The sequence below is a fragment of the Rhodococcus olei genome, from assembly GCF_039540555.1.
Taxonomy (GTDB): domain Bacteria; phylum Actinomycetota; class Actinomycetes; order Mycobacteriales; family Mycobacteriaceae; genus Rhodococcus_G; species Rhodococcus_G olei.
Genome location: NZ_BAABFB010000075.1, coordinates 322,198 through 343,145 on the forward strand (window position 1 = coordinate 322,198; position 20,948 = coordinate 343,145).

Sequence of the window (20,948 nt, forward strand, 5' to 3'; positions counted from 1 at the left end):
GTCTCCGCTCGATCAGGGCCCGGTCCGGCGGCTCCGCCAGTGCGGTGACGCGGTGAAATCGGGACGAGGTCGTCCCGGAGAGCGCCGGCGTCCGGCACAGTTCCGGCTTTCCCGGCCAGCGGCGGTGGACCACGGGACCGGGCGTCACCGGTCCGGGTCGGCCCGGGGCAGCGACACCCGGAACACCGCTCCCCCGCCGTCCGGGGACTCGACCGCGACGGTGCCACCGTGCGCGGCGACGAGCGCCGCGACGATCGACAGCCCGAGGCCGCTGCCACCCGAGTTCCGCGCGCGGGACGAGTCGGCCCGATAGAAGCGCTCGAAGACGCGCTCGCGCGCCTGGGCGTCGAGACCCGGTCCGGTGTCCGCCACCTCGAGCAGTGCGTCCCGCCCCACCGTGCCGACGCGCACGGTGACCGCGGCGTCGGCCGGGGTGTGCCCGAGAGCGTTGCTGACCAGGTTGGTGAGGACCTGGCGCAGCCGGGCGTCGTCGCCGAGCACCTCCGGGCGGCCCGGACCGTCGACGACCTCGAGCGTGATGGACCGGTCGGGTGCGATGGCGCGGGCGTCGTGCACCGCGTCCGCGGCGACGGCCAGCAGGTCGACGGGAACCTTCTCCAGCGGCCGCTGCGCGTCGAGGCGCGCGAGCATCAGCAGGTCCTCGACGAGCAGCCCCATCCGGGACGCCTCCGACTCGATCCGCGACATCGCCTGGTCGGTGTCGGTGACCGCGCCCTGCCGGTAGAGCTCGGCGAACCCGCGGATCGTCGTCAGCGGGGTGCGCAGTTCGTGGCTGGCGTCGGCCACGAAGCGGCGCATCTTCTCCTCGGACCGCCGGGCCGACTCCTCGGACGCCTCGGTCGTCGCGAACGCGGTCTGGATCTGTTCGAGCATCCCGTTCAGCGCCACCGTCAGCCGCCCCACCTCGGTCCGGTCCTCCCGGACCGGGATCCGTTGGTGCAGGCGCCCTTCCGCGATCGCAGCGGCCGTCTCCTCGACCTCCACCAGGGGCCGCAGGCTGCGCCGCACGACGAGGTACCCGATGCCGCCGAGCGCCACCAGCACGGCGACGCCGATCCCGATCTGCAACCCGATCAGCCGCTCCACCGTCGCGTCGACGTCGCCGAGCCGCACGGCGACGGTGACGGTGCCGTCCTGGGTCGTCGCGGTCAGTGCCCGCCAGTGCTTCCCGGGGTCGCCGACCGACCCGACGGTGACCGGCGCGGTACCGATGTTCGCGGGCAGGTCCGGTTCCACCGGGAGGTCGTTGATCACCAGCCGTGTTGCACCGTCGGGGGTTTCGCTGCGCACGTAGTACGGGCTCGGCGGGCGCGACGGCCCGGGCTCCGCCGCGGGCGGCGGCAGCGGACGCACCCGCGGCTTCGCCCAGGTCAGCGACGCGTCGCGGAGCGAGGTGTCGATGCGGGAGATCAGCGAGTTCTTCATCGCCGACGTCACCGCGACCCCGGACGCGAACAGGCCCGTGGCGGTGAGCACCAGCAACACCGCGACCAGCGTCACGCGCAGCGGCGCCCGGTGCAGCCGACCCACGGCGTTACTTCGGTTCTCGCATGACGTATCCGACGCCGCGCAGGGTGTGGATCAGGCGCGGCTCGGTGGTGTCCACCTTGCGCCGCAGATACGACACGTAGGACTCGACGACCCCGACCTCGCCGCCGAAGTCGTAGTGCCACACGTGGTCCAGGATGCGCGGCTTGCTCAGCACCACACCGGCGTTGACCATGAAGTACCGCAGCAGCGTGAACTCGGTCGGCGACAGCGACACCGGTTCGCCGGCCTTCCACACCTCGTGGGTGTCGTCGTCGAGTTCGATGTCGGCGAACGAGATCCGGGACGGTGCGGCCGTGTTCGGGTCCCGGGCGACGCGGCGGAGGATCACCCGCAGCCGTGCCACGACCTCCTCGAGACTGAACGGCTTGGTGACGTAGTCGTCGGCACCGAGGGTCAGTCCGGTCACCTTGTCTTCGACGGCGTCCTTCGCGGTCAGGAACAGCACCGGTGCGTCGACGCCGTCGGCGCGCAGGCGGCGCAGCAGCCCGAACCCGTCCATGCCGGGCATCATCACATCGAGGATCAGCGCGTCCGGGCGGAACGACTTCGCCCGGTCCAGCCCTTCCGCGCCGGTGGACGCGACCGCGACCTCGAAGCCCTGGAATCGCAGGCTCACCGACAGCAGTTCGACGATGTTCGGTTCGTCGTCGACGATCAGGACCTTCGCGTCGGTCTTCGTGGGAGTCACGCCGCCATCGTCACTCGCCTGCCTGATCTTCGGCTGACCGGTGACTGGGAGTTTCCTGTGAGTCGGCGGTCAGGTTGCTCACACCCACTCCTCCACCGATGTGAGGCGTTGCTACGGTGGGCGCGTCGAGCACGACACCCGGACGAGCGCACCGTACCCGGCCAGCGACAAGACGGTGCCTGGGAGAGATTTCAGTCATGGCATGGTTCGTCCTCGTCGTCTCCGGTGTCCTCGAAGCCGTCTGGGCGACGGCTCTCGGCAAGTCCGACGGCTTCACCCGACTCGGCCCCACGGCGGTGTTCGGTGTCGCGATCGTCGCCAGCATGGCCGGCCTCGCCTACGCGATGCGGACGCTGCCGGTCGGAACCTCCTACGCGGTGTGGGTCGGGATCGGCGCCGCGCTCACGGTCGGGTTCGCGATGCTCACCGGCGCGGAGTCCGCGTCGATCATGAAAGTGCTGCTCATCCTCGGCATCATCGGCTGTGTGATCGGGCTCAAGGCGCTGCACTGAGCGCCGGCCGCGCCGGGGCTCGGGCGGGTGTCGGACGATCCGGTGTCCGTCGGCCCCGGGTTACAGTAATCGCATGAACCTGGTGGCGATCGTCACAGTGCCGACGAGGGTGGGGCTGGCACTCGCGGACTCCGCGCTCGGTGTCGCCGAGACGGCCATCGGCGCCGCCCGCGTGGTGGTGTCCGCGTCGGCGCCCGGCAGTGCGGTCAACCTCGGCGGTCTCGCCTCGGCGAACTCGTCGGGCCCGCTCAAGCTGCTGCAGCAGATCGCCGAACTCGCCTCCGACCAGCGCCCCCTCGGGCAGGCGATGCGCCCGGGCGGCCCCCTCGACCGGCTCCTCGAGCCGGGCGGTGTCGTCGACCGGCTCACAGCGCCGGGCGGGACCCTGGAACGGATCATCGAACCGGGTGGCCCGCTCGAGCGGGTCCTCGCGCCCGGCGGCCCGGTCGACCGCCTGCTCGACGAGGACGGCCCGGTCGAACGACTGCTGGCCCGCGGCGGGCTGCTGGACCGGCTGACCGCCGAGGACGGCCCGCTCGAACGCCTCACCGCGGTCTCCGGCCCGCTCGAAACCCTCACCCGGGAGGGCGGCCTCATCGACCGCGCGCTCGAGGAGGGCGGCGTCCTCGAGTCACTGCTCGCGAAGGACGGCCCCCTCGAACGCATCATCGCCGAGGACGGCCCGCTGGACCAGATCGTGTCGCTGTCGGAGACGCTCACGTCGCTGGCTCCGAACCTCGAGCAGATGGGCGACAGCATCGAACTGCTCCGCGAGACCGTCGGCGTGCTCAGCGCCGCGGTCGGCCCGCTGGGCGAACTGGCCGGCCGGCTTCCCGGCCGTTGGCTCCGCAGCGGCCGGGGCAACGGTACCGAGCTGGCCTGACCGGCCGGTGGAGCGCCCGCCGGTTCACCGAGACGGACCGCTCACCGCCGGTCGGGAACGGCCCCGGTCGAGTTCGCCTCGCCGAGCGCACGCCGCAGCCGGTCCAGCTCGGCCTCGACCTCGACGAGCCGCCGGTGCAGTGCCTGGATGCCGGCCATGCAGACCCCGTTGGCGTCGACCCCGGCGATCGTGCGGTCCGAGGACCCGAGACCGAACGTCCCCGCGAAATCCTGCGCCATCGGGCCCAGGTGCCGGACCGATTCGTGGTCGAACCGGTAGCTCCACACGCTCAGCGGAAGGGTGGCCAGGCGCTCGAGCACCTCGTTCGCGCCGTCGGGGACCCCGGCGTCGGTGTGGACCCCACGCCGACGGCTCGCGTGCGACAGCAGCCACGCGAGCGGATGGTGTCGTTGGCGGTGGGACGGATCGTCTCCCGGATGTGTGGCCCGCGTTCGCGTCCCCCGATCGTCGGCGTCGACGTCACCTGGTGCGGCGGGCGGTCGGGTCATGTGCCGTCAGGGCCGCAGCGGGCGAATGTGACGCTTCGACCTGACGTCGCTGAGCAGGAGCCCCAGTCCGAGGCCGAGTGCTCCGAGCCCGACACTCAGCCCGACGCCGAGCGCGGCGCCGCCCAGTCCGATCGCGAGTCCGAGCATGATTCCTCCAAGGCTCTCGTCGAGTCGAATGTCGGGGCGGCCTCGGCGCGGGGCAGCCCCCACGAATGAACACCTACCACGGTTCTCCTCCCGGGCTCCGATTGCAACAGCCGTCCGGCACCGATGCCGGTGCAGATGTGCCGGTCTGATACAGATACCGGTCATGAAACGCTTCACGTTCACCATCGCCGCTCTCGCCTCCGTGTCCCTGTTCGCCGCCGGCTGCGGTTCGGACTCCGACTCGGGCGACACCGCAGCGCCGGCTACTTCGATTGCGGCGCAGTCCGGTTCGGATGCCTACGCGGAGCCCGCCGCCACCGGCGATCTCTACCTGGACACCTGCAACGGCGTGCTGAGCTACATCCAGACCCTGACCGCGTCGGGGGTCACGGGCGAGGACCGCAGCCCGCAGGCGATCGGCGCGGAATTCCTCTCGCTCGCGCAGTCGGCTCCGGACTGGGCCGGCAAGTCGGACCAGGAGAAGGCCGATTTCGAACGCGCGGTGAACGCCGGCGTCGCCGGCTCCTGCTGACCCACCGGCGCGCGCCCTTCCGGGCGCGCGCCGGCGAGGTGCCGACAACGACGGGATGCGCCTGAGCGTCGAGCACGTCAGTCAACTGTGTCGGGCACGGGCAGCCTGACGCAGGGCACCTCGACACGGGCGACCGTTCCCGAACGGGTTCCGGGCCGGACGGTGAAGCATCCTCCCGCCGCCGCCACCCGCAGTTCGTGCGACGCCAGGCCGATGTGGCCGGCGCCGAGACGATGCTCACGGACTCCGGCCTCGATGCCGATGCCGTCGTCGGCGATCTCGAGCGACGCCGATTCGCCGTTCCAGTTCAGATCCACCCGAACAGACCGGGCGGCAGCGTGTTTCACGACGTTCGACAGCAGTTCCCTCGCGGCACCGAACAGCATCGAGTCCACCGAGGTGCGCATGCCGTCCGGCCAGCCCGCGGTGTTCACCTCGACGACGAATCCGCCTCGCTCGGCCGCGGCACGAGCCAGATCGCCGAGCGCGGGAGCCAGGCCGACGTGCTCGAGGACGGCGGGATGCAGCTCGGAGGTCGTGGTGCGCAGCAGTGCCGACGACTCGCGGAGCGCCCGGTCGATCCGATCCAGCGCGGCCGGCCGGCCGTCACGGACGTCCTCGAGATCCTGTCTGGCGGCGAGCACGTACTGCAGCGCCCCGTCGTGCAGCCGTTCGGAGAGGCTCTGGCGCTCGCGTTGTTCGACGGTCATCAACTCCGTCAGAAGCGCGGTCCGGTCGCGCACCAGCGACGAAATGGTCTGCACCCGCGATCGTTGGATCCACGACAGTCCGACGGCGCCGGCACCGAGACCGGCCAGCGCCAAGGTGCTCAGCAGGATCGACGGCCACGGCTCCTGGTTCGATCCCATCGTCGCCCAGCTCGCGGTCAGGAACACCACGACCGTCGGCACGACCACCGCGGCGCACACTCCCGGGCGAAGCTGCGTACAGGCGAGCACCGGGATCACGAAGAGCGCGTTGATCAGGATGTCCGAGGTCCAGCTCTGCTGGGCGGTGACCCCCGTCACCAGGGTCAGCACGGCGACCACGGCCAGGTCGACGAACAGCGCGAGCCAGCTCGCGTCGACATGGGCACGACCGCTCCGGCGCATCCACACCGACACCGCGACCGCCCACGCCGCGTAGCAGGTGAACACCGCAATGCACACCCCGGCGTAGTGGACCGGCGGCACGACCAGCAGGGTCGATGCGACGAAGACCACCAACAGTGCGCGCACCCCGAGCTGGAGCCGAACCCCGAGGTACGCGTGGTCGACGATGATCCGGTCGACATCGGCACCCGGATCCGAGGACATCGAAGAGCTGGACACGGCACTCTCCACCACAGTCGAGGGACCACGCCGACGCAGTACTCCGACACCAACGCTCACCGGGCCGGCCAGGCGAATTGTAGCGCCGAATGCCCTGTCCGACAGGTCGCGTGCGCACCCCTCGGGCACCGCACGCCGAAGCACGGCACCAGCGCAGGGGTGACCGGCGTCGGTACCGTGCCCCGCCCCGTCCCGCCCCCGGCGGCACCCGGCGGAGCAGCCCCGATCCCTCCCACGGGCCGGCCACCCTCGTTCAAAAGAGCAGGTCAAGGCGGGTAAAGGTGCTCACCCGGCGTGGCCGGGCGTCTCCGCCGAAGCGCACAATGTGGCGGTGTCGTTCGTCGAGACCCCGCTGACGCTGTCCACTGCCGTGAGTTCGTGGCAGTGGGACCTCCCCACGCTGGCGGTCACCGGCGGACTCGCCTGGGGATACCACCGGGCACACACCCGGCAGGCCCGCCGCGGCGACGGGGTCGGGCGCGGACGCGGCTACTGCTTCCTGTTCCTCGGCTGCGCGGCGTGGGCGGTCGCCGCGACGAGCTTCGTCGGCGTGTACGCGGACACCCTGTTCTGGGTGCGGGCACTGCAGGTCGTGATCCTGCTGTTCGTGGTGCCGTTCGGACTGGCACTCGGCAGACCGGTGTCGGTCCTGCGTGGCGCCCTCGGAGCGGGCGGCGGCCGACGGCTGGACACGGCCCTGTCCGGCCGCGGGGCACGAATCCTCGCTCACCCCGCCACCACCTCGCTCGCCATGCTCGCGACCCCGTGGCTGCTGTACCTCACCGGCTGGTATCCCGCGGTCCTCGAACACCACTTGGTCGACCAGATCACCCGAATCGTCCTGGTGGTGGTCGGTTTCGGGTACTTCTATGCCCGGCTGCAGGCGGACCCGGTGCCCCGCCGCTACTCCCAGATGATCTCGATCACGATCACGTTCGTCGAGGTGATCGGTGACGGTCTCCTCGGCCTCGTTCTCTGGCTCGGACCGCTGATCGCCGCCGGCCACTACGCCGCCCGAACCTGGGGCCCGGATCCACGAACCGACCAGATCATCGGGGCAGGCATCCTGTGGATTCTCGGTGACGTCATCGGTGTCCCGTTCCTCCTCGTACTGATGCGGGCCTTCACCCTCGACGACCGCGCCACGGCGGCGGCGATCGACGCCGAACTCGACGCCGCGGAACTCGACGCCGCCCGAGGGCCCGCGCGCGCCGCCGCGGCTGCCGAGGAACACGTCTCGGAACCGCCTGCCGCACACGGACTCTGGTGGGAGAACGACCCGCAGCTGCAGGACCGCTTCCGGCGCGAGCGGTGACGGGCCGGAGGTGAGATGACACGGACGAACGACCGCCGGCAGCCCGGCACCCGGACGGGTTCGGGCACCGGCCGGCACCGCATCGACGCCCCGCGACCGCCCGCACCGCCGCGGCGAACCCGTGGGCCGAACCCGCCCCGACCGGAGCCGGCCGCCGCTCGTGGCGCCCGGACGACGAGGTGGCTGGCCACGGCAACGTCGGCCGCGGTGCTCGCCGTCACCGGACTCGGATGGGCGGTGACCTCACAGGCCACCTCCGCGCTGCACGTCTCCGACGCACTGAACGCACTCGGCGGCGGCGCGCCGAAGTCCGCGCACGGCGACGCGAACATCCTGTTGATCGGGCTCGACAGCCGCAAGGCGATGGACGGCAGCGACCTGCCCGCCCAGTTCGTCACCGACCAACTGCATGCCGGCGACAGCGACGTCGGCGGCTACAACACCAACACGCTCATCCTGCTGCACGTCCCCGGCGACGGCAGCCGGGCCACGGCCGCCGCGATCCCCCGCGACGACTACGTCAGCGTGCCCGGATACGGCATGCGCAAGGTCAAGGAAGCGTACGGACTCGCCAAGTTCGACGAGGAGACACGACTGCGGAAGTCGGGCGTCACCGATCCCGCGACACTGGAACAGCGATCGCGCGATGCAGGACGACGATCGACGCTGACCACCGTCCAGAACCTGCTGCGGGTGCCGATCGACCACTTCGCCGAGGTCAACCTGATCGGCTTCTACGACATCGCCCAGGCGATCGGCCCGATCACCGTGTGCCTGAACGCACCGGTGCACGACACCTATTCGGGCGCCGAATTCCCGGCAGGCACGCAATCGCTGGACCCGTCGAAGGCCCTGTCGTTCGTGCGGCAACGCCACGGCCTCGACAACGGCGACCTCGACCGCACGCACCGGCAACAGGCGTTCCTCTCCGCGGTCATCGCGAACCTGCGCGGCACCGGCGTGCTCGGCAACATCGGGAAGATGCGCGGCCTCCTCGACGTCGTCAAGAAGGACATCGTCATCGACGCCGACCTCGATCCCGTCGCGTTCGCGACCCAAGCGGACAACCTGACCGCCGGGAACATCGACTTCTACACACTCCCGATCGAGGGCTACGCCACCGTCGACGGCCAGGACGTGAACAAGGTGAACCCGGTCCGCCTGCGATCGGAGATCGCCACCCTGTTCGGCACGGCCACACCGACCACGACGTCACCACCGACCGGCCGCGAACGCATCGACGTGATCAACGGCACCCACCGGGCGGGTCTCGCCGCGACCACGGCCGGCGCGCTCACCGAGCGGGGCCTGCACGTCGGGGCGGTCACGAACGGCCCCGCCACCGACACCACCACCGTCACGTACGGTCCTGGAGCACAGGCGGCCGCACAGGCCGTCGCCGATGTGTTCGGCATCGCCGCCACCTCCGACGCGTCCACCCCCACGGATCGGGTCGAACTCGTCCTCGGCGCCGACAGTCCGGACACCGTCGCCGCCCCGCCCACGTCCGGGACCGCCACCACCGCAGGTGGTGCCGGCGCGACTCCCCCTCCGGCCGCGGTACCCACCACCGGCCCGCAGGGCGGCCGCGTCACGGCCGACCACGGCGCTCCCTGCGTCGACTGAAGGAGAGACCGAGCCGGGCAGTGGTCGACAACCCGTCGACGTCAGCAACGAACAGCACAGGAGTCACGGCGTGCGCAACCGCTCCTCGTCCCACACCGGTCCGACCGGCTCGGGTCCCGACCACCACGGATACGGCGACCTCCAGATCCCGCACGCCGCGGCCCGGACCCGGAAACTGCAGGCGATCCTGTGCGCGCTCGGCGAAACCGGCAGCGCCGTCGAGGACGTCGACCGGACCGCGATCCTCGGCCTCGTCCAGATCGTCGGAGAACTCGAGGCCGGACTCCGCGCCGTCATCGAGGGCGGGTAGCGGGAGTTCTTCCGCCGGCGCCACCGGAACGACCCGCCGACCTGCGCGAACTCACGCTCGCGTGTGGAGCCCCCTGTCGGGATTGAACCGACGACCTTTCGCTTACAAGGCGAGTGCTCTACCACTGAGCTAAGGAGGCGGGGAAAGCGCGCCCATCATATCCGGCTGCCCTCGACCGGCGACAAACCGACGCCCTGACGTGGGCCACCACGGGCGCTCACGTGGGCCGTTCGCGCCCGCGGCCGCAAACGGCAACCTGGACTCCACGACTCGGCTATGTTGGGTACGTCACATTCCTGGACGGGGTCGTCCGATGGATCTCAACACCGTCACCGGCGTCGTACGCCGACCGCCCGACCGACCAGGCGCGGACTGGCAAGAGGGAGACGGCTGGCTGGCCGGGGGCACGTGGCTCTTCTCCGTTCCCCAACCCGGACTGAGCCGGCTCGTCGACCTCACCGCGCTCGGCTGGCCGTCCGCCGAGGCCTGCGAGACCGGCCTGCGGATCGGTGCCACGTGCACGATCCGTGACCTCTACGAACTTGCACCCCAACTCGATTGGGGCGCGAGCACGCTGCTGCGAACCGGCTGCGAAGCGTTTCTGGCGTCGTTCAAGGTGTGGAACTCGGCGACGGTCGGCGGCAACATCTGCCTGTCGCTGCCGGCCGGGCCGATGATCACCGTGACGGTCGCGCTCGAGGCGACGTACACCCTGTGGGCGGCCGACGGATCCGAGCGCACCGTCGACGCCGCCGACTTCGTCACCGGTGACCACGTGAACATCCTCGAACCCGGCGAGATCCTGCGGCACATCGACCTCCCGGCCGACGCGCTGCGCAAGCGGTGCGTGCACCGCCGGTTCTCGCTGACCCGGCTGGGCCGCTCGACGCTGTTCATGGTCGGGACGCGCACGCCCGGCACCGACGACCTGCTGTTGACGCTGACCGCGGGAACGACACACCCGATCCGTCTGGCGTTCGACACGATGCCCGATGCCGAGACGATGCGGCGCGGCATCGATTCCGTTCCCGACGAGGCGTGGTTCGCGGACCCGAACGGCACCCCCGAACACCGCCGCCACCTGGCCCGGCACTTCGCCGAGGAGATCCGGCTCGAACTCGCGGCGGGAGACCGGCGATGACGTACACGGTGAACGGTGAGCCCTCCGACGCGGAACCACGACCCGGCCAGTGCCTGCGCACGTTCCTGCGCGAGCTCGGCCACCACGGTGTCAAGAAGGGCTGCGACGCGGGCGATTGCGGGGCCTGCACGGTGTGGCTCGACGGCGACCCGGTGCACAGCTGCATCACCCCCGCGTTCCGGGCGGAGGGCCGCGAGGTGACCACGATCGAGGGGCTCGGTTCGCCCGAGAACCTGCATCCGCTGCAGCGGCAGTTCCGTGACGCCCCCGGCTTCCAGTGCGGCTTCTGCACCGCGGGCATGATCATGACCGCGGCGACCTTCACCGACGCCCAGCGCGGCGACCTCCCCCGAGCGCTGAAGGGCAACCTGTGCCGGTGCACCGGGTACCGGGCAATCGAGGACGCGGTGAACGGAGTGACCGGGATCGAGACGGCGGCACCGGGGCGGGCCGTCGGCACCAGCATCGGTGCGCCCGCGGCCACCGACGTGGTCACCGGCCGGGCCGAGTTCACGATGGACACCGCCGTCGACGGTCTCCTCCACCTGAAGGTGCTGCACTCGCCACACGCGCACGCCCGCATCGTGTCGATCGACCGGACCGCCGCACTGGCCGTGCCCGGCGTGCACCGCGTCTACACCTGGGAGGACGTGCCACGCAAGCGCTTCACCACCGCGATCCACACCGACCACCTCGTCGATCCCGACGACACCTACATCCTCGACGACACCGTGCGCTTCGTCGGGCAGCGGGTGGTCGCGGTGCTGGCGGACACCGTCGGGGCAGCGGAGGAGGGGTGCCGCCGCGTGGTCATCGAATACGAGCCGTTGCCAGCGGTGTTCGACCCCGAGCACGCGATGGCCGACGGCGCACCCCAACTGCACGGCTCGGACGACCCGTTCGTGCGCGACCCCGTGCACAACATCCTGCTCGAGCTGCACGGGCACGTCGGCGACGTGGAGGCGGGATTCGCGGAGGCCGACGTGGTCCACGAGGGCACCTACTTCTCGCCGCGGGTGCAGCATGCACACCTGGAGACCCACGGGTCGATCGCGTGGATGGAGGACGGTCGCGTGCACGTGCGGACCAGCTCCCAGTCCCCGTCGATCGCGAAGGTCAAACTCGAGCACCTCTTCGACCTGCGGCCCGATCAGGTGCGGGTGTTCTGCAAGCGGGTCGGCGGTGGCTTCGGCGGCAAACAGGAGGTGATCGCGGAGGATCTGGTGGCACTCGCGACGCTGGACACCGGACGCCCGGTCTGTCTCGAGTACACCCGGGAGGAGGAGTTCACCACGGCGTCGCCGCGGCATCCGATGACGATCACGGTCAAGCTGGGCGCCCGGGCCGACGGCACCCTCACCGCCGTGCAGGTCCGCAACGTCTCGAACACCGGCGCCTACGGGAACCACGGCGGCGAAACGCTGTTCGCCGGTGGGGCCGCCGTGATGCTGTACCGCTGCGCGAACAAGAAGTACGACGCGTACTCCGTCTACACCAACACGGTGCCCAGCGGCGCGCTCCGCGGATACGGGATGACCCAGCCCGCGTTCGCGGTGGAGTCCGCGATGCACGAGTTGGCGCTCGCCCTCGGGATCGATCCGCTCGAGCTGCGCCGGCGCAACATCGTGCGGCCGGGGGACTCGCTCGTGGCGTTCGACGACGGACCCGACGACGTCGTGTTCGCGCAGGACGGCGTGGCGCGGTGCATCGATCTCGTCGACGAGGCCCTCGGGCACACCGACGCCGAGCCGCCCCCCGGGGACGACTGGCTGGTCGGGACCGGAACCGCGAGCTCGCTGCACGAGACCGCGCCGCCGACCGAACACCTCTCCGAGGCGTGGGCCACCCTCGGCGACGACGGTGTCTACGAGATCGCGGTCGGCACGGTCGAATTCGGCGAGGGAACCTCGACCGCTCACGTCCAGATCGCGGCGACCGTGCTCGGCACGACGCCGTCGCGGGTGCGTCTGGTGCAGTCCGACACCGATCGCACCGGATTCGACACCGGCGCATTCGCCAGCGCGGGCCTGTCCGTCGCGGGCAACGCCGTGCAGTACGCGTCGACCGCGCTGCGGGACCGCATCCTCGCGTTCGCCGCCGAGCGCGCGGGCGTCGACGGCGCCGCGTGCGCGATGGACGACGACGGGGTCGTGTGCGGCGGCACCCGGGTGCCGCTGTCCGAGCTCCTCGATGCCGCGGGCGCCCGCGGCATCCGGTTCACCGCGGCCCGCAAGGCCTACGGATCGCCGCGCAGCGTCGTGTCGAACACGCACGGCTTCCGGATCGCGGTGCACCGGGTCACCGGCGAGATCCTCATCCTGCGCAGCGTGCACGCGACCGACGCCGGGGTGATCATCAACCCGGCGCAGGTGCGGGGCCAGATCGAGGGCGGCGTCGCGCAGGGCATCGGATTCGCGACGACCGAGAACCACCACGTCGACGGGGACGGCGTGATGACCAACCCGAACCTGCGCAACTACCGCATCCCCACCTGGGCCGACATCCCGCGCACCGAGGTGCTGGTGGTCGACTCGTCGGACTCGGTCGGGCCGATGCGCGCGAAGGGGATCGCGGAATGCTGCATCAACCCGGTGGCGCCCGCCCTGGCCAACGCCGTCGAGGACGCGACCGGGGTGCGGTTCCGGGAGCTGCCGCTCACACCCGAACGCATCTATCGCCGCGTGTTCGACTCGCACGCCGGCGATCCGCGGGAGCGCCGGTAGGAGCGCGGTGCGATGGACAGCGAGGGCCCCGGCCGCGACACCGCGACAGTGATCATCGGACAGCGGGTGCGCCCCGGATTCGAGTCGGAGTTCAGGGCCTGGCAGGAGGAGATCAACGTCGCCGCCTCGCAGCACACCGGTTTCCTCGGCGCCGAGATCGCGGCCCCCACCGCGGTGCAACCCGAGTGGGTGGTGATCTACCGTTTCGACTGCGTCGCCAACGTCCAGGCCTGGCTCAACAGCGCGGCCCGGCAGGACTGGCTCGACAAGGGCAGGCACTTCCTCGACGGCCCGGCCACCCAGCAGGTCATCAGCGGCGGGTCACGGCCTGCCTCCCAGCTCGTGACGGTCGTCGTGACCCACCGCGTCAAACCCGACAACGTCGACGACTTCGTCGCGTGGCAGGAACGGATGCGGCTGGCGGAGAGCAAGTTCGAGGGATTCCGTGGATCCGAACTGTTCCGCCCCGTCGAGGGCGTGCAGGACGAGTGGACCGCCCTCTACCGCTTCGACAACGCCACGAACCTGCTCGCCTGGCTCACCTCCGACAAGCGGAGGCAACTCCTCGACGAGGGCGAGCGGTACCACGACTTCTCCTCACGCACGATCGACAGCTCGTTCGGCAGCTGGTTCTCGTTCGACGAGAAGGGAAACGAGGCGCCACCACCGTCGGAGACCAAGACCTCCATCGCTGTCTGGGTCGGCCTGTATCCGACCATCGTGCTGCTGACGCTCGCGTTGGCCCCGTTGAAGATGCCGCTGTGGCTCGGCCTGTTCGTCGGAAACCTGTTGTCCAGCTTCATCATGACGTTCGTGACCATGCCGCACTACGTGAACCCGCTGCTGGGCCGCTGGATGCGTCCGCCTCCCGACGCGCCGGCGACCCGGACGAACCTGCGCGGGATCGCCGTCGTGACCGGTGTGATGGCGTTCTGGGTCCTCGTCTTCTATCTGGTGACCAGAGTGTTCTGGACCCTGCCGTGACGACACCGCACCCCGTCCACCGCGAGCGTGCGTCGTGAGCGACGTCCTCGGCCTGCTCCTGGCCGCCGGTGCGGGGCGTCGGTACGGGTCACCGAAGGTCCTGGCGCATCGGGCTCTCTGGTTGACCACCGCGGTCGATGCACTGCGGTGTGGCGGCTGTGCGCCGGTGCTGGTCGTGCTCGGCGCCGCCGACGCGCCGCTGCCCGAGGGTGCCGAGGGCGTGTACGCGCAGCGGTGGCCGGACGGCATCGGCGAGTCGCTGCGCGCCGGACTGGCCGCGGCCGCGGCCGTCCCCGGGGCGCGATATGCGGCCGTGCACCTGGTCGACCTGCCGGATGTCACCGGCGACGTCGTGACGCGGGTGATCGGCGCCGCGACCGAGTCCCCGGCCGGACTGGCGCGCGCCTTCTTCGGCGACCGGCCGGGCCATCCCGTCGTGGTGGCCCGGCGGCATTGGACGGCCCTGTCCGACAGCGCCCACGGAGACGAAGGCGGGCGCGGGTATCTGGCGCGCCGGCGCGGGGAGGTCGTCCGCGTGCAGTGCGGCGACCTCGCCACGGGGCGGGACCAGGACGTCCCCTGACACGCAACCACCGACCGAATCGAGGACCACGAGAACCGCGCGATGCACGAGGCTGAGCCCCGTCCTCGCGGCCGCGGCACTGCTGCTCGCGGGATGCACCTCGAACAACACCACCGCCACCGCGCCGTCGACGAGTGTCGCCGTCACCGTGTCGCCGTCGTCGGCGAGTGCGGTGGCGATGCCGACGATCACCGAGGAGCAGGCGGAGCACACCGCCGCGGCGACGGTTCCGGGCGGCACGGTGGCCTCGTCCGAACTCGTCCGGCACGACGGGACGCCGGTGTGGCACGTCCACATCCGCAACGCGCAGGGCTGGGACCACGACGTGGACGTCGACGCCGTCAGCGGCGCGATCGTGCCCGAGCACCGCGACGGCGACGGCGAGAGTTCGACTCCCGCCGGCGCACCGAACGCGGCACTGACGGTCACGCGGGAACAGGCCGAGCAGACCGCGCCGGCGATTCCCCGGCGGCACGGTCGCCTCGTCCGAACTCGCCCAGCACGACGGAACGACCGTGTGGCACGTCCACATCCGCAACACGCAGGGCTGGGACCACGACGTGAACGTCGACGCCGTCAGCGGTGCGATCGTGCCCGACCGCTGACCCCGGATCCCCTGCCGGCCCTCGCGGGCGAGTGGCGCCGCGCGATCTACCTGCCGGCCAGCGGCAGCGACCCGACGGGCAGCGGGGGCAGGGTGCCGAGCAGGGTCGGCGTCACCGTGGTGGCCTGCGGCTCGGCCCGGCCGAGCCCGTACCGGCGCACCTCCGCCCCGGCCGCTCCCCCGGCGCTGACGAGCAGGTCCGCGCCGGTCGTCGTGCTGGTCGTGGCCACCTGCACCCCCGATCCGGCGAACGGGGCGAACGAGGCGATCTGCCGGAAGGCCACGTCGCTCGGGTGGTGATTCGGGCTCTCGACGTACATCCCGGGTTCGCCGTCCAGGCGGGACCCGCTCGACCACACCCGCACCGTGCCGTCCCCACCGGCCATGCCGGTCACGATGCTCTTCGCGCCGCCCTCGGCCCCGGCGACCCAGCCCGTCGACAGCGAGACGCCGCCCCGGTATCCCCCGTCGAACGCCAGGAACTCCGACGTCGTCCGAGGCTCCCGCACACCGTCGCCGTGTCCGGCGTGCCCGTCGTGCGCGGTCGCGGCGGCGGTCGGTTCGAACAGGTCGTAGCGGAAGGTCCTGATCCGTGGTTCGTCTCCCGGCCCCGGCGCCGTCACGATGCTGTCCCGGCCGGAGCCGACGTCGACCATTCCGGTCGCGACGCTCACCCCGGCGGTCGATCCCGGGTACGGCGTGAAGCGCGAGAACACCTCGGGCGCTTCGCCCTTCGCCGCAGGCAGCGTCGACGAGAAGACCTTCACCTGCGATTCCACGCCCGGACCGGTGGCCACGATGATGTTGTCGGCCAACGCGTTTCCGTCGACGTCCGCACCGGCGACCGTCACCCCGCCGCGGAACCCGGTGTCGAACGGGGCGAACCGGGCCAGCTCGGCGGTGAACGGTCCGTCCGCGCGGTCGGCGCCGTCGTAGACCACGACCTCCGGCGCCGCACCCGGCCCGGTTCCGACGATCAGGTCGAGCACCGTGTCGCCGTTCACGTCGGCCATCGCCACCGTCGGCGTGCCCTCGAACGACGGGAACGGCGTGACGAAGCCCGTGACCCGGTCGCCGTTGCCATCGTGCACCTGCACGGTCGCGGGGGCGCCCGGCGACCCGGGCACCGCGACCGCGTAGGTGGACACCTCCGGGATCACGTTGACCAGCGCCATCAAACCGTTGTCCTCGTGGTTGAGCCGGTGGCAATGGATCACGAAGGTACCCGTGTACTCGGTGAACTTCGTCCGCAGCGTCACCGAGGCCGGCACGAGCGCATTCTCGTTCGCGTCGGTGACGGGCGCCGGAACGTTGACGTTGTCGATGCCCCACGGCTGTACGCCGGTCCGGGTACCCGCGACCGGATTCGCGACGTCCATCACCTGGAAGTCGTTGACGTGAATGTGCATCGGGTGCTCGTCGTTGTTGAAGTTCGTGATCGCCCACTCCTCCACGGAGTTCAGTCGCGGCTGGATCAGCGGGATGTTCGGGAAGGTGTTGTCGTCGAACTGGTAGGTGAAGGCCTTGGGGTCGCTGCCGCTGGCCTTCTCGTTGCCGAATCCACCCGACACGGCGAGCGTGCGCGTCACGTCGGGCGTCATCACCGACGTGTCGACGAACGAGGTGTAGGCGTCGAGGTTCTGACCGGGTTCGAACGCCGTCGTCCGCCCCTGCCCGCGGCCGGGTGTCACGTGCAGCAGCGTCTGGGTCGGGAACGTGAAGAAGCCGTCGGCGTAGCTGATCACCGACGGGTCGACGGTGACCGTTCCCAGCACGGCGGGCGGGTTCTCCGTGCCGTTGTTGGTGTAGAGCACACCGGGATTCGCGACCGGCTTCGCACCCTCGAGCGGCGGCATGTCGAGGACGAGGTCGCCGGTCTCCGGCATGGTCACCGCGATCGCGTACCGCGACGCGGGCGGGATGACCAGCCGGGTGCCGTCGCCGTCGACCGGTCGCTGCACCCGGGTGAAGGGATTGCCGTCCTGGCCGACGATCTCGAACTTCGGGTGGGTGCCCGTCGCGGTCTCGGTCAGCCGGACCGGCATGTACGCGATGTCGCTGATGTTCGCGAGCACCCAGATCTCGGTCTGGCCGGGCGCGAGCTTCAGCTCCGGCTGGAACTGTCCGTTGATCGTGAACTGCACGTCACGCTCGTTGTCGGGCAGGGCCGGGTCCGCGGGGACGCTGACCGACTCGCCGGCGAAGGACTGCAGGTTCCCGGGCACGAACTGGTTCTGGCCGCGGTGATTGGCGGGCGAGAGCGGCCCCGCGTACCAGTTGGTGACGTACTGCGCCCCCTTCGTCGTCTCGGAGAAGTTCACCGGGGCCAGGCTCGGCCGGTAGGTGCCGTCGGCGAGCTGCGACCCCGTCGGCGGGGTCAGCGTGCTGACCCACTGCGGCCAGGTGGGGTCGTTCAGCCGGTGGCCGGCGCCCTTGCGGTCGAACACGTAGTTGTACTGGAGGGCCATCGTCCGGATCGGTACGCGATCACGCGTCACCGCGGGCAGGTTCCCGTCGGGACGACCGATCTCGAGGAGGCCGGCCAGCCCGAGGTAGGTCTGCTGCGCGGTGAGCGTGTGGCGGTGGCTGTGGTACCAGTACATTCCGTTCGGCATGTCCGTCGGGACCGCGTAGTCGTAGACGTTGCCCTGGCCGGCGGGAATGTCGAGGAGGACGTTGTCCGCGTTGCCACCCGGGCTCACGTGAACGCCGTGGGTGTGCAGGTTCAGCGGCGCCGACGTCAACGCCGGCGGGTAGAGCGGCACGTCACCGCCGGCCGGGGTGAAGGCGGGGTCGTAGAAGTCCTCGATCGTCAGGTCCTGCAGGTCGTTGTCGTAATGGACGATCAGGCGCTGACCCGGATCGACCCGCAGCGTCGGCGCGGGATAGAGGTTGTCGCCCTTCGTGGACCCGTCCGAGGCCGTCCCCCGGATGACCTCGTATCCGAAGACCAGGAAGTCGGACACCGGTCGGGAGACCGTGTCGAGGGACACCGTGCCCTGGTGCGCGGACAGCCGCACCTCGAGCACGCCGTCCCTGCTCGACAGCGTGACCGGCTCCCGGTACGCGACCGGGTGCCCGTCGGGGCCGGCGTTGACCCCGGGGCGGGCGCCGGTCCCCGATCCTCCGGACGCGCATCCGGACAGGACCAACGCCACCGACGCGACCAGGCACGCGAGGACCGTGAGCGGTCTGCTGCGATTCACGACCATCGGGCTGCCCCGTTCCGGAATCAGAAGACGTGGGCGCGGCATCGTCTGCGCCCTCGCAGCTTAATTCCTGCGATCCCGACACCGCCGCGGATCGTGCGTCGCGGGCACCCCGGGACGCCCCGGAACCGATAGCGTTGATCCCATGAGCACATCCGAGATCGCCACCGTCCTGGCGTGGCACGACGCGTTGAACTCCTCCGACATCGACACCCTGCTCGCGCTGTCCAGCGACGACATCGACATCGGCGACATGCAGGGTGCGGGGCAGGGTCTGGCCGCGCTGCGGAATTGGGCGACCACGGCCGGCGTGACGCTGACACCGGGCCGCATGTACGTGCACGAGGGTGTCGTGGTGGTCGAGGAGGAAACCCGGGTGGCGGCGAGTCCGGACGACGTCACCACGACGGCGTCCGCGTTCCGGGTCGTGCACGACCAGGTGACGTCGGTGTTCCGGCACGGCGACCTGGCCTCGGCGCTGGCCGCGACGGACCTGACCGAGGCGGACCTGGTCAGCTGAGGCGCAAACGGGCAGGCGCTCCGGTGCCCGACCGCAGGGTCGGGCACCGGAGCGCCTGATTCGAAATCCGGGGGGCTAGCCGTTGCCGGCAGCCTTGTCCTTCTCCATCGCCTCACGCAGGCTCTTCGGCCGCATGTCGGTCCAGTTCTGCTCGACGTACTCGACGCACGCCTGGCGGGTGTCCTCGCCGAAGACCACGCGCCAGCCCTGCGGCACCTCGGAGAACGTGGGCCACAGCGAGTGCTGGTCCTCGTCGTTGACGAGAACATAGAAACGACCGTCTTCGTCGTCAAAGGGATTCGTGCTCATCAGGCCTCGCTTGTCGCATATTCGTTCGTCATGCTCTCCACCCCTGTGGAAGCCTCGACCCTATCAACTTCGCGCCTCGCGGACCGATTTACGACGATCGAAGTGAGAATCTCTCCGGCGCGGACCGCGACGTTCGACAGCAGGGACGCGGTGAGCCCGTGGGTCTTCTCGGTGCCGCCCTGGAGGTAGATGCCGCCGCGGATCTCCGGCGCCGTGGCCAGCCGGTAGTCGCGCGCCACCTCGGTCACCACGTCACCCTCCGGCGCCAGGTCGCCGAGCAGTTCGCGCAGCGGGGTCGGGGTGAAGCCGGTCGCGAGCACCAGTGCGTCGCAGGTCAGGGTGTCGGTCAGCCCGTCGAGGTTGCTGCGGACACCGATCTCGATGCCGTCCTCGTTCTCGTCGACCGACACGATGTCCGAGGCGCGGCGCATGAACAGCCGCCGCTGTCCGCGCACCAGTTCCTGGTACTCGGTGGTGTACAGCTCGTTGATCAGTTCGATGTCGACGACCGAGTAGTTCGTGCTCTTGTGCAGGGCGAGCAGCCGCTCGCGTTCCGCGGGGCTGGCGCCGTGCAGTTCGTCGACGGTGCCGGGGTCGAAGATCCGGTTCGCGTACGGGCTGTCGTCGGCCGGGCTGTACCCGTACCGCGAGAAGACGCTGTGCACCTCCGCCTGCGGGTAGTTCCGGTGCAGGTACTGCACGACCTCGGCGGCGCTCTGGCCGGCACCGAGGACCACGAACCGCTGGTGGCGCAGTTCGGGCAGGTCGTCGATGTGGAAGAGGAACCGATGGTTGTGGAAGCAGCGCCGCGACGGCGTCGCCCATTCCGGCAGCCGCTCCCGCAGCCCGGCGCCGACCGCGATGTTGCGTGCCCGCAGGACCTCACCGTCGGCGGTCTCGACGGCGAATTCGTCGACCGCGCCGTCCGCGGACCGCACGCCGGTGATCCCGGTGACCGCGACGCCGTAGCGGACGTCGGCGTCGACTCGGCCCGCCGCCCACTGCAGGTAGTCGTTGAACTCGTGGCGGGTCGGGAAGAAGGTCTGATGGTTGACGAAGTCGACCAGCCGCCCCTTGTCGAACAGGTAGGAGAAGAAGCTGTAGGTGCTGGCCGGGTTCCGGAACGTCACCAGGTCCTTCGGGAACGCGATCTGCATGGTCGCGCCGTCCAGGAGCATGCCGGGATGCCAGACGAAACGGTCCTGGCGTTCGACGAACGCGGCACGGATCCGCTCCTCGGGTGCGCAGGTCGCGTTGTGCTCCTCGATCGCGATCGCCAGCGCGAGGTTGGAGGGACCGAATCCGACCCCGATGATGTCCAACGCATCGGACTGCGAATCCTCGGTCGTCCGAGTCGAATTCATGGCAGTAGTCCATCCTCGCCGCGAGACGCGGCGGTCCCGTGTTCCGTCACCGGGCCCCGGGAACACCGAGACCAATTAGTAGCGCA

General features: G+C 70.6%; 20 protein-coding genes, 1 tRNA gene, 1 pseudogene and 1 riboswitch. Of the genes and pseudogenes, 13 read left to right on the plus strand and 9 right to left on the minus strand.

Annotated elements, in window-relative coordinates; genetic code table 11:
- Positions 1-144 precede the first annotated feature (144 nt).
- Both ABD951_RS26250 and ABD951_RS26255 read right to left on the minus strand, forming a co-directional pair.
- Entirely contained in the window at positions 145-1,551 is a 1,407-nt protein-coding gene (locus ABD951_RS26250) for a sensor histidine kinase (protein ID WP_425569966.1), read from the minus strand.
- 4 nt (positions 1,552-1,555) lie between these two features.
- Complete coding sequence (locus ABD951_RS26255) at positions 1,556-2,260, minus strand: response regulator transcription factor (protein WP_345352619.1); 705 nt, start codon at positions 2,258-2,260, stop codon at positions 1,556-1,558.
- A 119-nt stretch (positions 2,261-2,379) separates the two neighbouring features.
- A riboswitch (guanidine-III (ykkC-III) riboswitch) is annotated at positions 2,380-2,442 on the plus strand.
- A 15-nt stretch (positions 2,443-2,457) separates the two neighbouring features.
- Between ABD951_RS26255 and ABD951_RS26260 the strand changes: the two genes are divergently transcribed.
- Both ABD951_RS26260 and ABD951_RS26265 read left to right on the plus strand, forming a co-directional pair.
- Positions 2,458-2,772 carry a DMT family transporter gene (locus ABD951_RS26260; RefSeq protein ID WP_345352621.1) on the plus strand — a complete coding sequence of 105 codons (315 nt, stop codon included), beginning with the start codon at positions 2,458-2,460 and terminating at the stop codon, positions 2,770-2,772.
- A 73-nt stretch (positions 2,773-2,845) separates the two neighbouring features.
- Positions 2,846-3,655 carry an ABC transporter gene (locus ABD951_RS26265; RefSeq protein WP_345352624.1) on the plus strand — a complete coding sequence of 270 codons (810 nt, stop codon included), beginning with the start codon at positions 2,846-2,848 and terminating at the stop codon, positions 3,653-3,655.
- A gap of 41 nt (positions 3,656-3,696) precedes the next feature.
- Here ABD951_RS26265 and ABD951_RS26270 read toward each other — a convergent pair whose 3' ends face one another.
- Entirely contained in the window at positions 3,697-4,164 is a 468-nt protein-coding gene (locus tag ABD951_RS26270) for a tail fiber domain-containing protein (RefSeq protein WP_345352627.1), read from the minus strand.
- Between the two features lie 6 nt (positions 4,165-4,170).
- Positions 4,171-4,311 carry a hypothetical protein gene (locus ABD951_RS26275; protein WP_345352630.1) on the minus strand — a complete coding sequence of 47 codons (141 nt, stop codon included), beginning with the start codon at positions 4,309-4,311 and terminating at the stop codon, positions 4,171-4,173.
- A gap of 163 nt (positions 4,312-4,474) precedes the next feature.
- Here ABD951_RS26275 and ABD951_RS26280 point away from each other — a divergent pair, with 163 nt between their 5' ends.
- Positions 4,475-4,843, plus strand: coding sequence for a hypothetical protein (locus tag ABD951_RS26280; protein ID WP_345352633.1), 369 nt, complete (start codon positions 4,475-4,477; stop codon positions 4,841-4,843).
- Between the two features lie 77 nt (positions 4,844-4,920).
- Here the strand turns inward: ABD951_RS26280 and ABD951_RS26285 are convergent, their stop codons facing one another.
- Positions 4,921-6,174: a sensor histidine kinase gene (locus ABD951_RS26285; protein WP_425569967.1), complete on the minus strand. Its 1,254-nt coding sequence runs from the start codon at positions 6,172-6,174 to the stop codon at positions 4,921-4,923.
- 325 nt (positions 6,175-6,499) lie between these two features.
- Here ABD951_RS26285 and ABD951_RS26290 point away from each other — a divergent pair, with 325 nt between their 5' ends.
- From ABD951_RS26290 to ABD951_RS26300, 3 genes are all read left to right on the plus strand, one after another.
- Positions 6,500-7,489 (plus strand): cytochrome c oxidase assembly protein, encoded by a 990-nt coding sequence (locus tag ABD951_RS26290; protein WP_425569968.1) that lies wholly within the window; start codon positions 6,500-6,502, stop codon positions 7,487-7,489.
- A gap of 15 nt (positions 7,490-7,504) precedes the next feature.
- A complete protein-coding gene (locus ABD951_RS26295; protein WP_345352636.1) occupies positions 7,505-9,115 on the plus strand; it encodes an LCP family protein in 1,611 nt (536 codons plus the stop codon).
- A gap of 70 nt (positions 9,116-9,185) precedes the next feature.
- Entirely contained in the window at positions 9,186-9,425 is a 240-nt protein-coding gene (locus tag ABD951_RS26300; protein ID WP_345352639.1) for a hypothetical protein, read from the plus strand.
- A 64-nt stretch (positions 9,426-9,489) separates the two neighbouring features.
- On the opposite strand, the gene ABD951_RS26305 is transcribed toward ABD951_RS26300, so the two are convergent.
- Positions 9,490-9,564: transfer RNA gene (locus ABD951_RS26305), tRNA-Thr, on the minus strand.
- Between the two features lie 174 nt (positions 9,565-9,738).
- On the opposite strand from ABD951_RS26305, the gene ABD951_RS26310 reads away from it, so the two are divergent.
- From ABD951_RS26310 to ABD951_RS26335, 6 genes and pseudogenes are all read left to right on the plus strand, one after another.
- Entirely contained in the window at positions 9,739-10,566 is an 828-nt protein-coding gene (locus ABD951_RS26310; RefSeq protein ID WP_345352642.1) for an FAD binding domain-containing protein, read from the plus strand.
- Entirely contained in the window at positions 10,563-13,289 is a 2,727-nt protein-coding gene (locus ABD951_RS26315) for a molybdopterin-dependent oxidoreductase (protein WP_345352645.1), read from the plus strand. Before ABD951_RS26310 ends, ABD951_RS26315 begins: the two co-directional genes overlap by 4 nt.
- 12 nt (positions 13,290-13,301) lie before the next feature.
- Positions 13,302-14,273 carry an antibiotic biosynthesis monooxygenase gene (locus ABD951_RS26320; RefSeq protein WP_345352648.1) on the plus strand — a complete coding sequence of 324 codons (972 nt, stop codon included), beginning with the start codon at positions 13,302-13,304 and terminating at the stop codon, positions 14,271-14,273.
- Positions 14,274-14,307: 34 nt separating this feature from the next.
- Positions 14,308-14,856: a nucleotidyltransferase family protein gene (locus tag ABD951_RS26325; protein WP_345352651.1), complete on the plus strand. Its 549-nt coding sequence runs from the start codon at positions 14,308-14,310 to the stop codon at positions 14,854-14,856.
- A gap of 178 nt (positions 14,857-15,034) precedes the next feature.
- Positions 15,035-15,151, plus strand: a pseudogene (locus tag ABD951_RS26330) (PepSY domain-containing protein); the annotation flags it as partial.
- 220 nt (positions 15,152-15,371) lie between these two features.
- Positions 15,372-15,461, plus strand: coding sequence for a hypothetical protein (locus ABD951_RS26335; RefSeq protein ID WP_345352654.1), 90 nt, complete (start codon positions 15,372-15,374; stop codon positions 15,459-15,461).
- Between the two features lie 46 nt (positions 15,462-15,507).
- On the opposite strand, the gene ABD951_RS26340 is transcribed toward ABD951_RS26335, so the two are convergent.
- On the minus strand, positions 15,508-18,672 hold the full coding sequence (locus ABD951_RS26340) for a multicopper oxidase family protein (RefSeq protein ID WP_345352656.1): 3,165 nt from the start codon (positions 18,670-18,672) through the stop codon (positions 15,508-15,510).
- A gap of 142 nt (positions 18,673-18,814) precedes the next feature.
- Here ABD951_RS26340 and ABD951_RS26345 point away from each other — a divergent pair, with 142 nt between their 5' ends.
- Positions 18,815-19,189: a nuclear transport factor 2 family protein gene (locus ABD951_RS26345; RefSeq protein ID WP_345352658.1), complete on the plus strand. Its 375-nt coding sequence runs from the start codon at positions 18,815-18,817 to the stop codon at positions 19,187-19,189.
- 75 nt (positions 19,190-19,264) lie between these two features.
- On the opposite strand, the gene ABD951_RS26350 is transcribed toward ABD951_RS26345, so the two are convergent.
- Entirely contained in the window at positions 19,265-19,498 is a 234-nt protein-coding gene (locus tag ABD951_RS26350; protein ID WP_345352661.1) for an MbtH family protein, read from the minus strand.
- The gene (locus tag ABD951_RS26355; protein ID WP_345352664.1) at positions 19,498-20,862 is read right to left on the minus strand and encodes a lysine N(6)-hydroxylase/L-ornithine N(5)-oxygenase family protein; all 1,365 of its coding nucleotides are present in this window, start codon (positions 20,860-20,862) and stop codon (positions 19,498-19,500) included. The genes ABD951_RS26350 and ABD951_RS26355 overlap by 1 nt, the downstream gene beginning before the upstream one ends.
- Positions 20,863-20,948: the final 86 nt, after the last annotated feature.

Coding starts and splice junctions, on each gene's coding strand:
- ABD951_RS26310 (WP_345352642.1), top strand. CDS start 9,739: ATGGATCTCAACACCGTCACCGGCGTCGTACGCCGACCGCCCGACCGA.
- ABD951_RS26340 (WP_345352656.1), bottom strand. CDS start 18,672: ATGGTCGTGAATCGCAGCAGACCGCTCACGGTCCTCGCGTGCCTGGTC.
- ABD951_RS26280 (WP_345352633.1), top strand. CDS start 4,475: ATGAAACGCTTCACGTTCACCATCGCCGCTCTCGCCTCCGTGTCCCTG.
- ABD951_RS26315 (WP_345352645.1), top strand. CDS start 10,563: ATGACGTACACGGTGAACGGTGAGCCCTCCGACGCGGAACCACGACCC.
- ABD951_RS26345 (WP_345352658.1), top strand. CDS start 18,815: ATGAGCACATCCGAGATCGCCACCGTCCTGGCGTGGCACGACGCGTTG.
- ABD951_RS26270 (WP_345352627.1), bottom strand. CDS start 4,164: ATGACCCGACCGCCCGCCGCACCAGGTGACGTCGACGCCGACGATCGG.
- ABD951_RS26275 (WP_345352630.1), bottom strand. CDS start 4,311: ATGCTCGGACTCGCGATCGGACTGGGCGGCGCCGCGCTCGGCGTCGGG.
- ABD951_RS26355 (WP_345352664.1), bottom strand. CDS start 20,862: ATGAATTCGACTCGGACGACCGAGGATTCGCAGTCCGATGCGTTGGAC.
- ABD951_RS26265 (WP_345352624.1), top strand. CDS start 2,846: ATGAACCTGGTGGCGATCGTCACAGTGCCGACGAGGGTGGGGCTGGCA.
- ABD951_RS26320 (WP_345352648.1), top strand. CDS start 13,302: ATGGACAGCGAGGGCCCCGGCCGCGACACCGCGACAGTGATCATCGGA.
- ABD951_RS26295 (WP_345352636.1), top strand. CDS start 7,505: ATGACACGGACGAACGACCGCCGGCAGCCCGGCACCCGGACGGGTTCG.
- ABD951_RS26350 (WP_345352661.1), bottom strand. CDS start 19,498: ATGAGCACGAATCCCTTTGACGACGAAGACGGTCGTTTCTATGTTCTC.
- ABD951_RS26260 (WP_345352621.1), top strand. CDS start 2,458: ATGGCATGGTTCGTCCTCGTCGTCTCCGGTGTCCTCGAAGCCGTCTGG.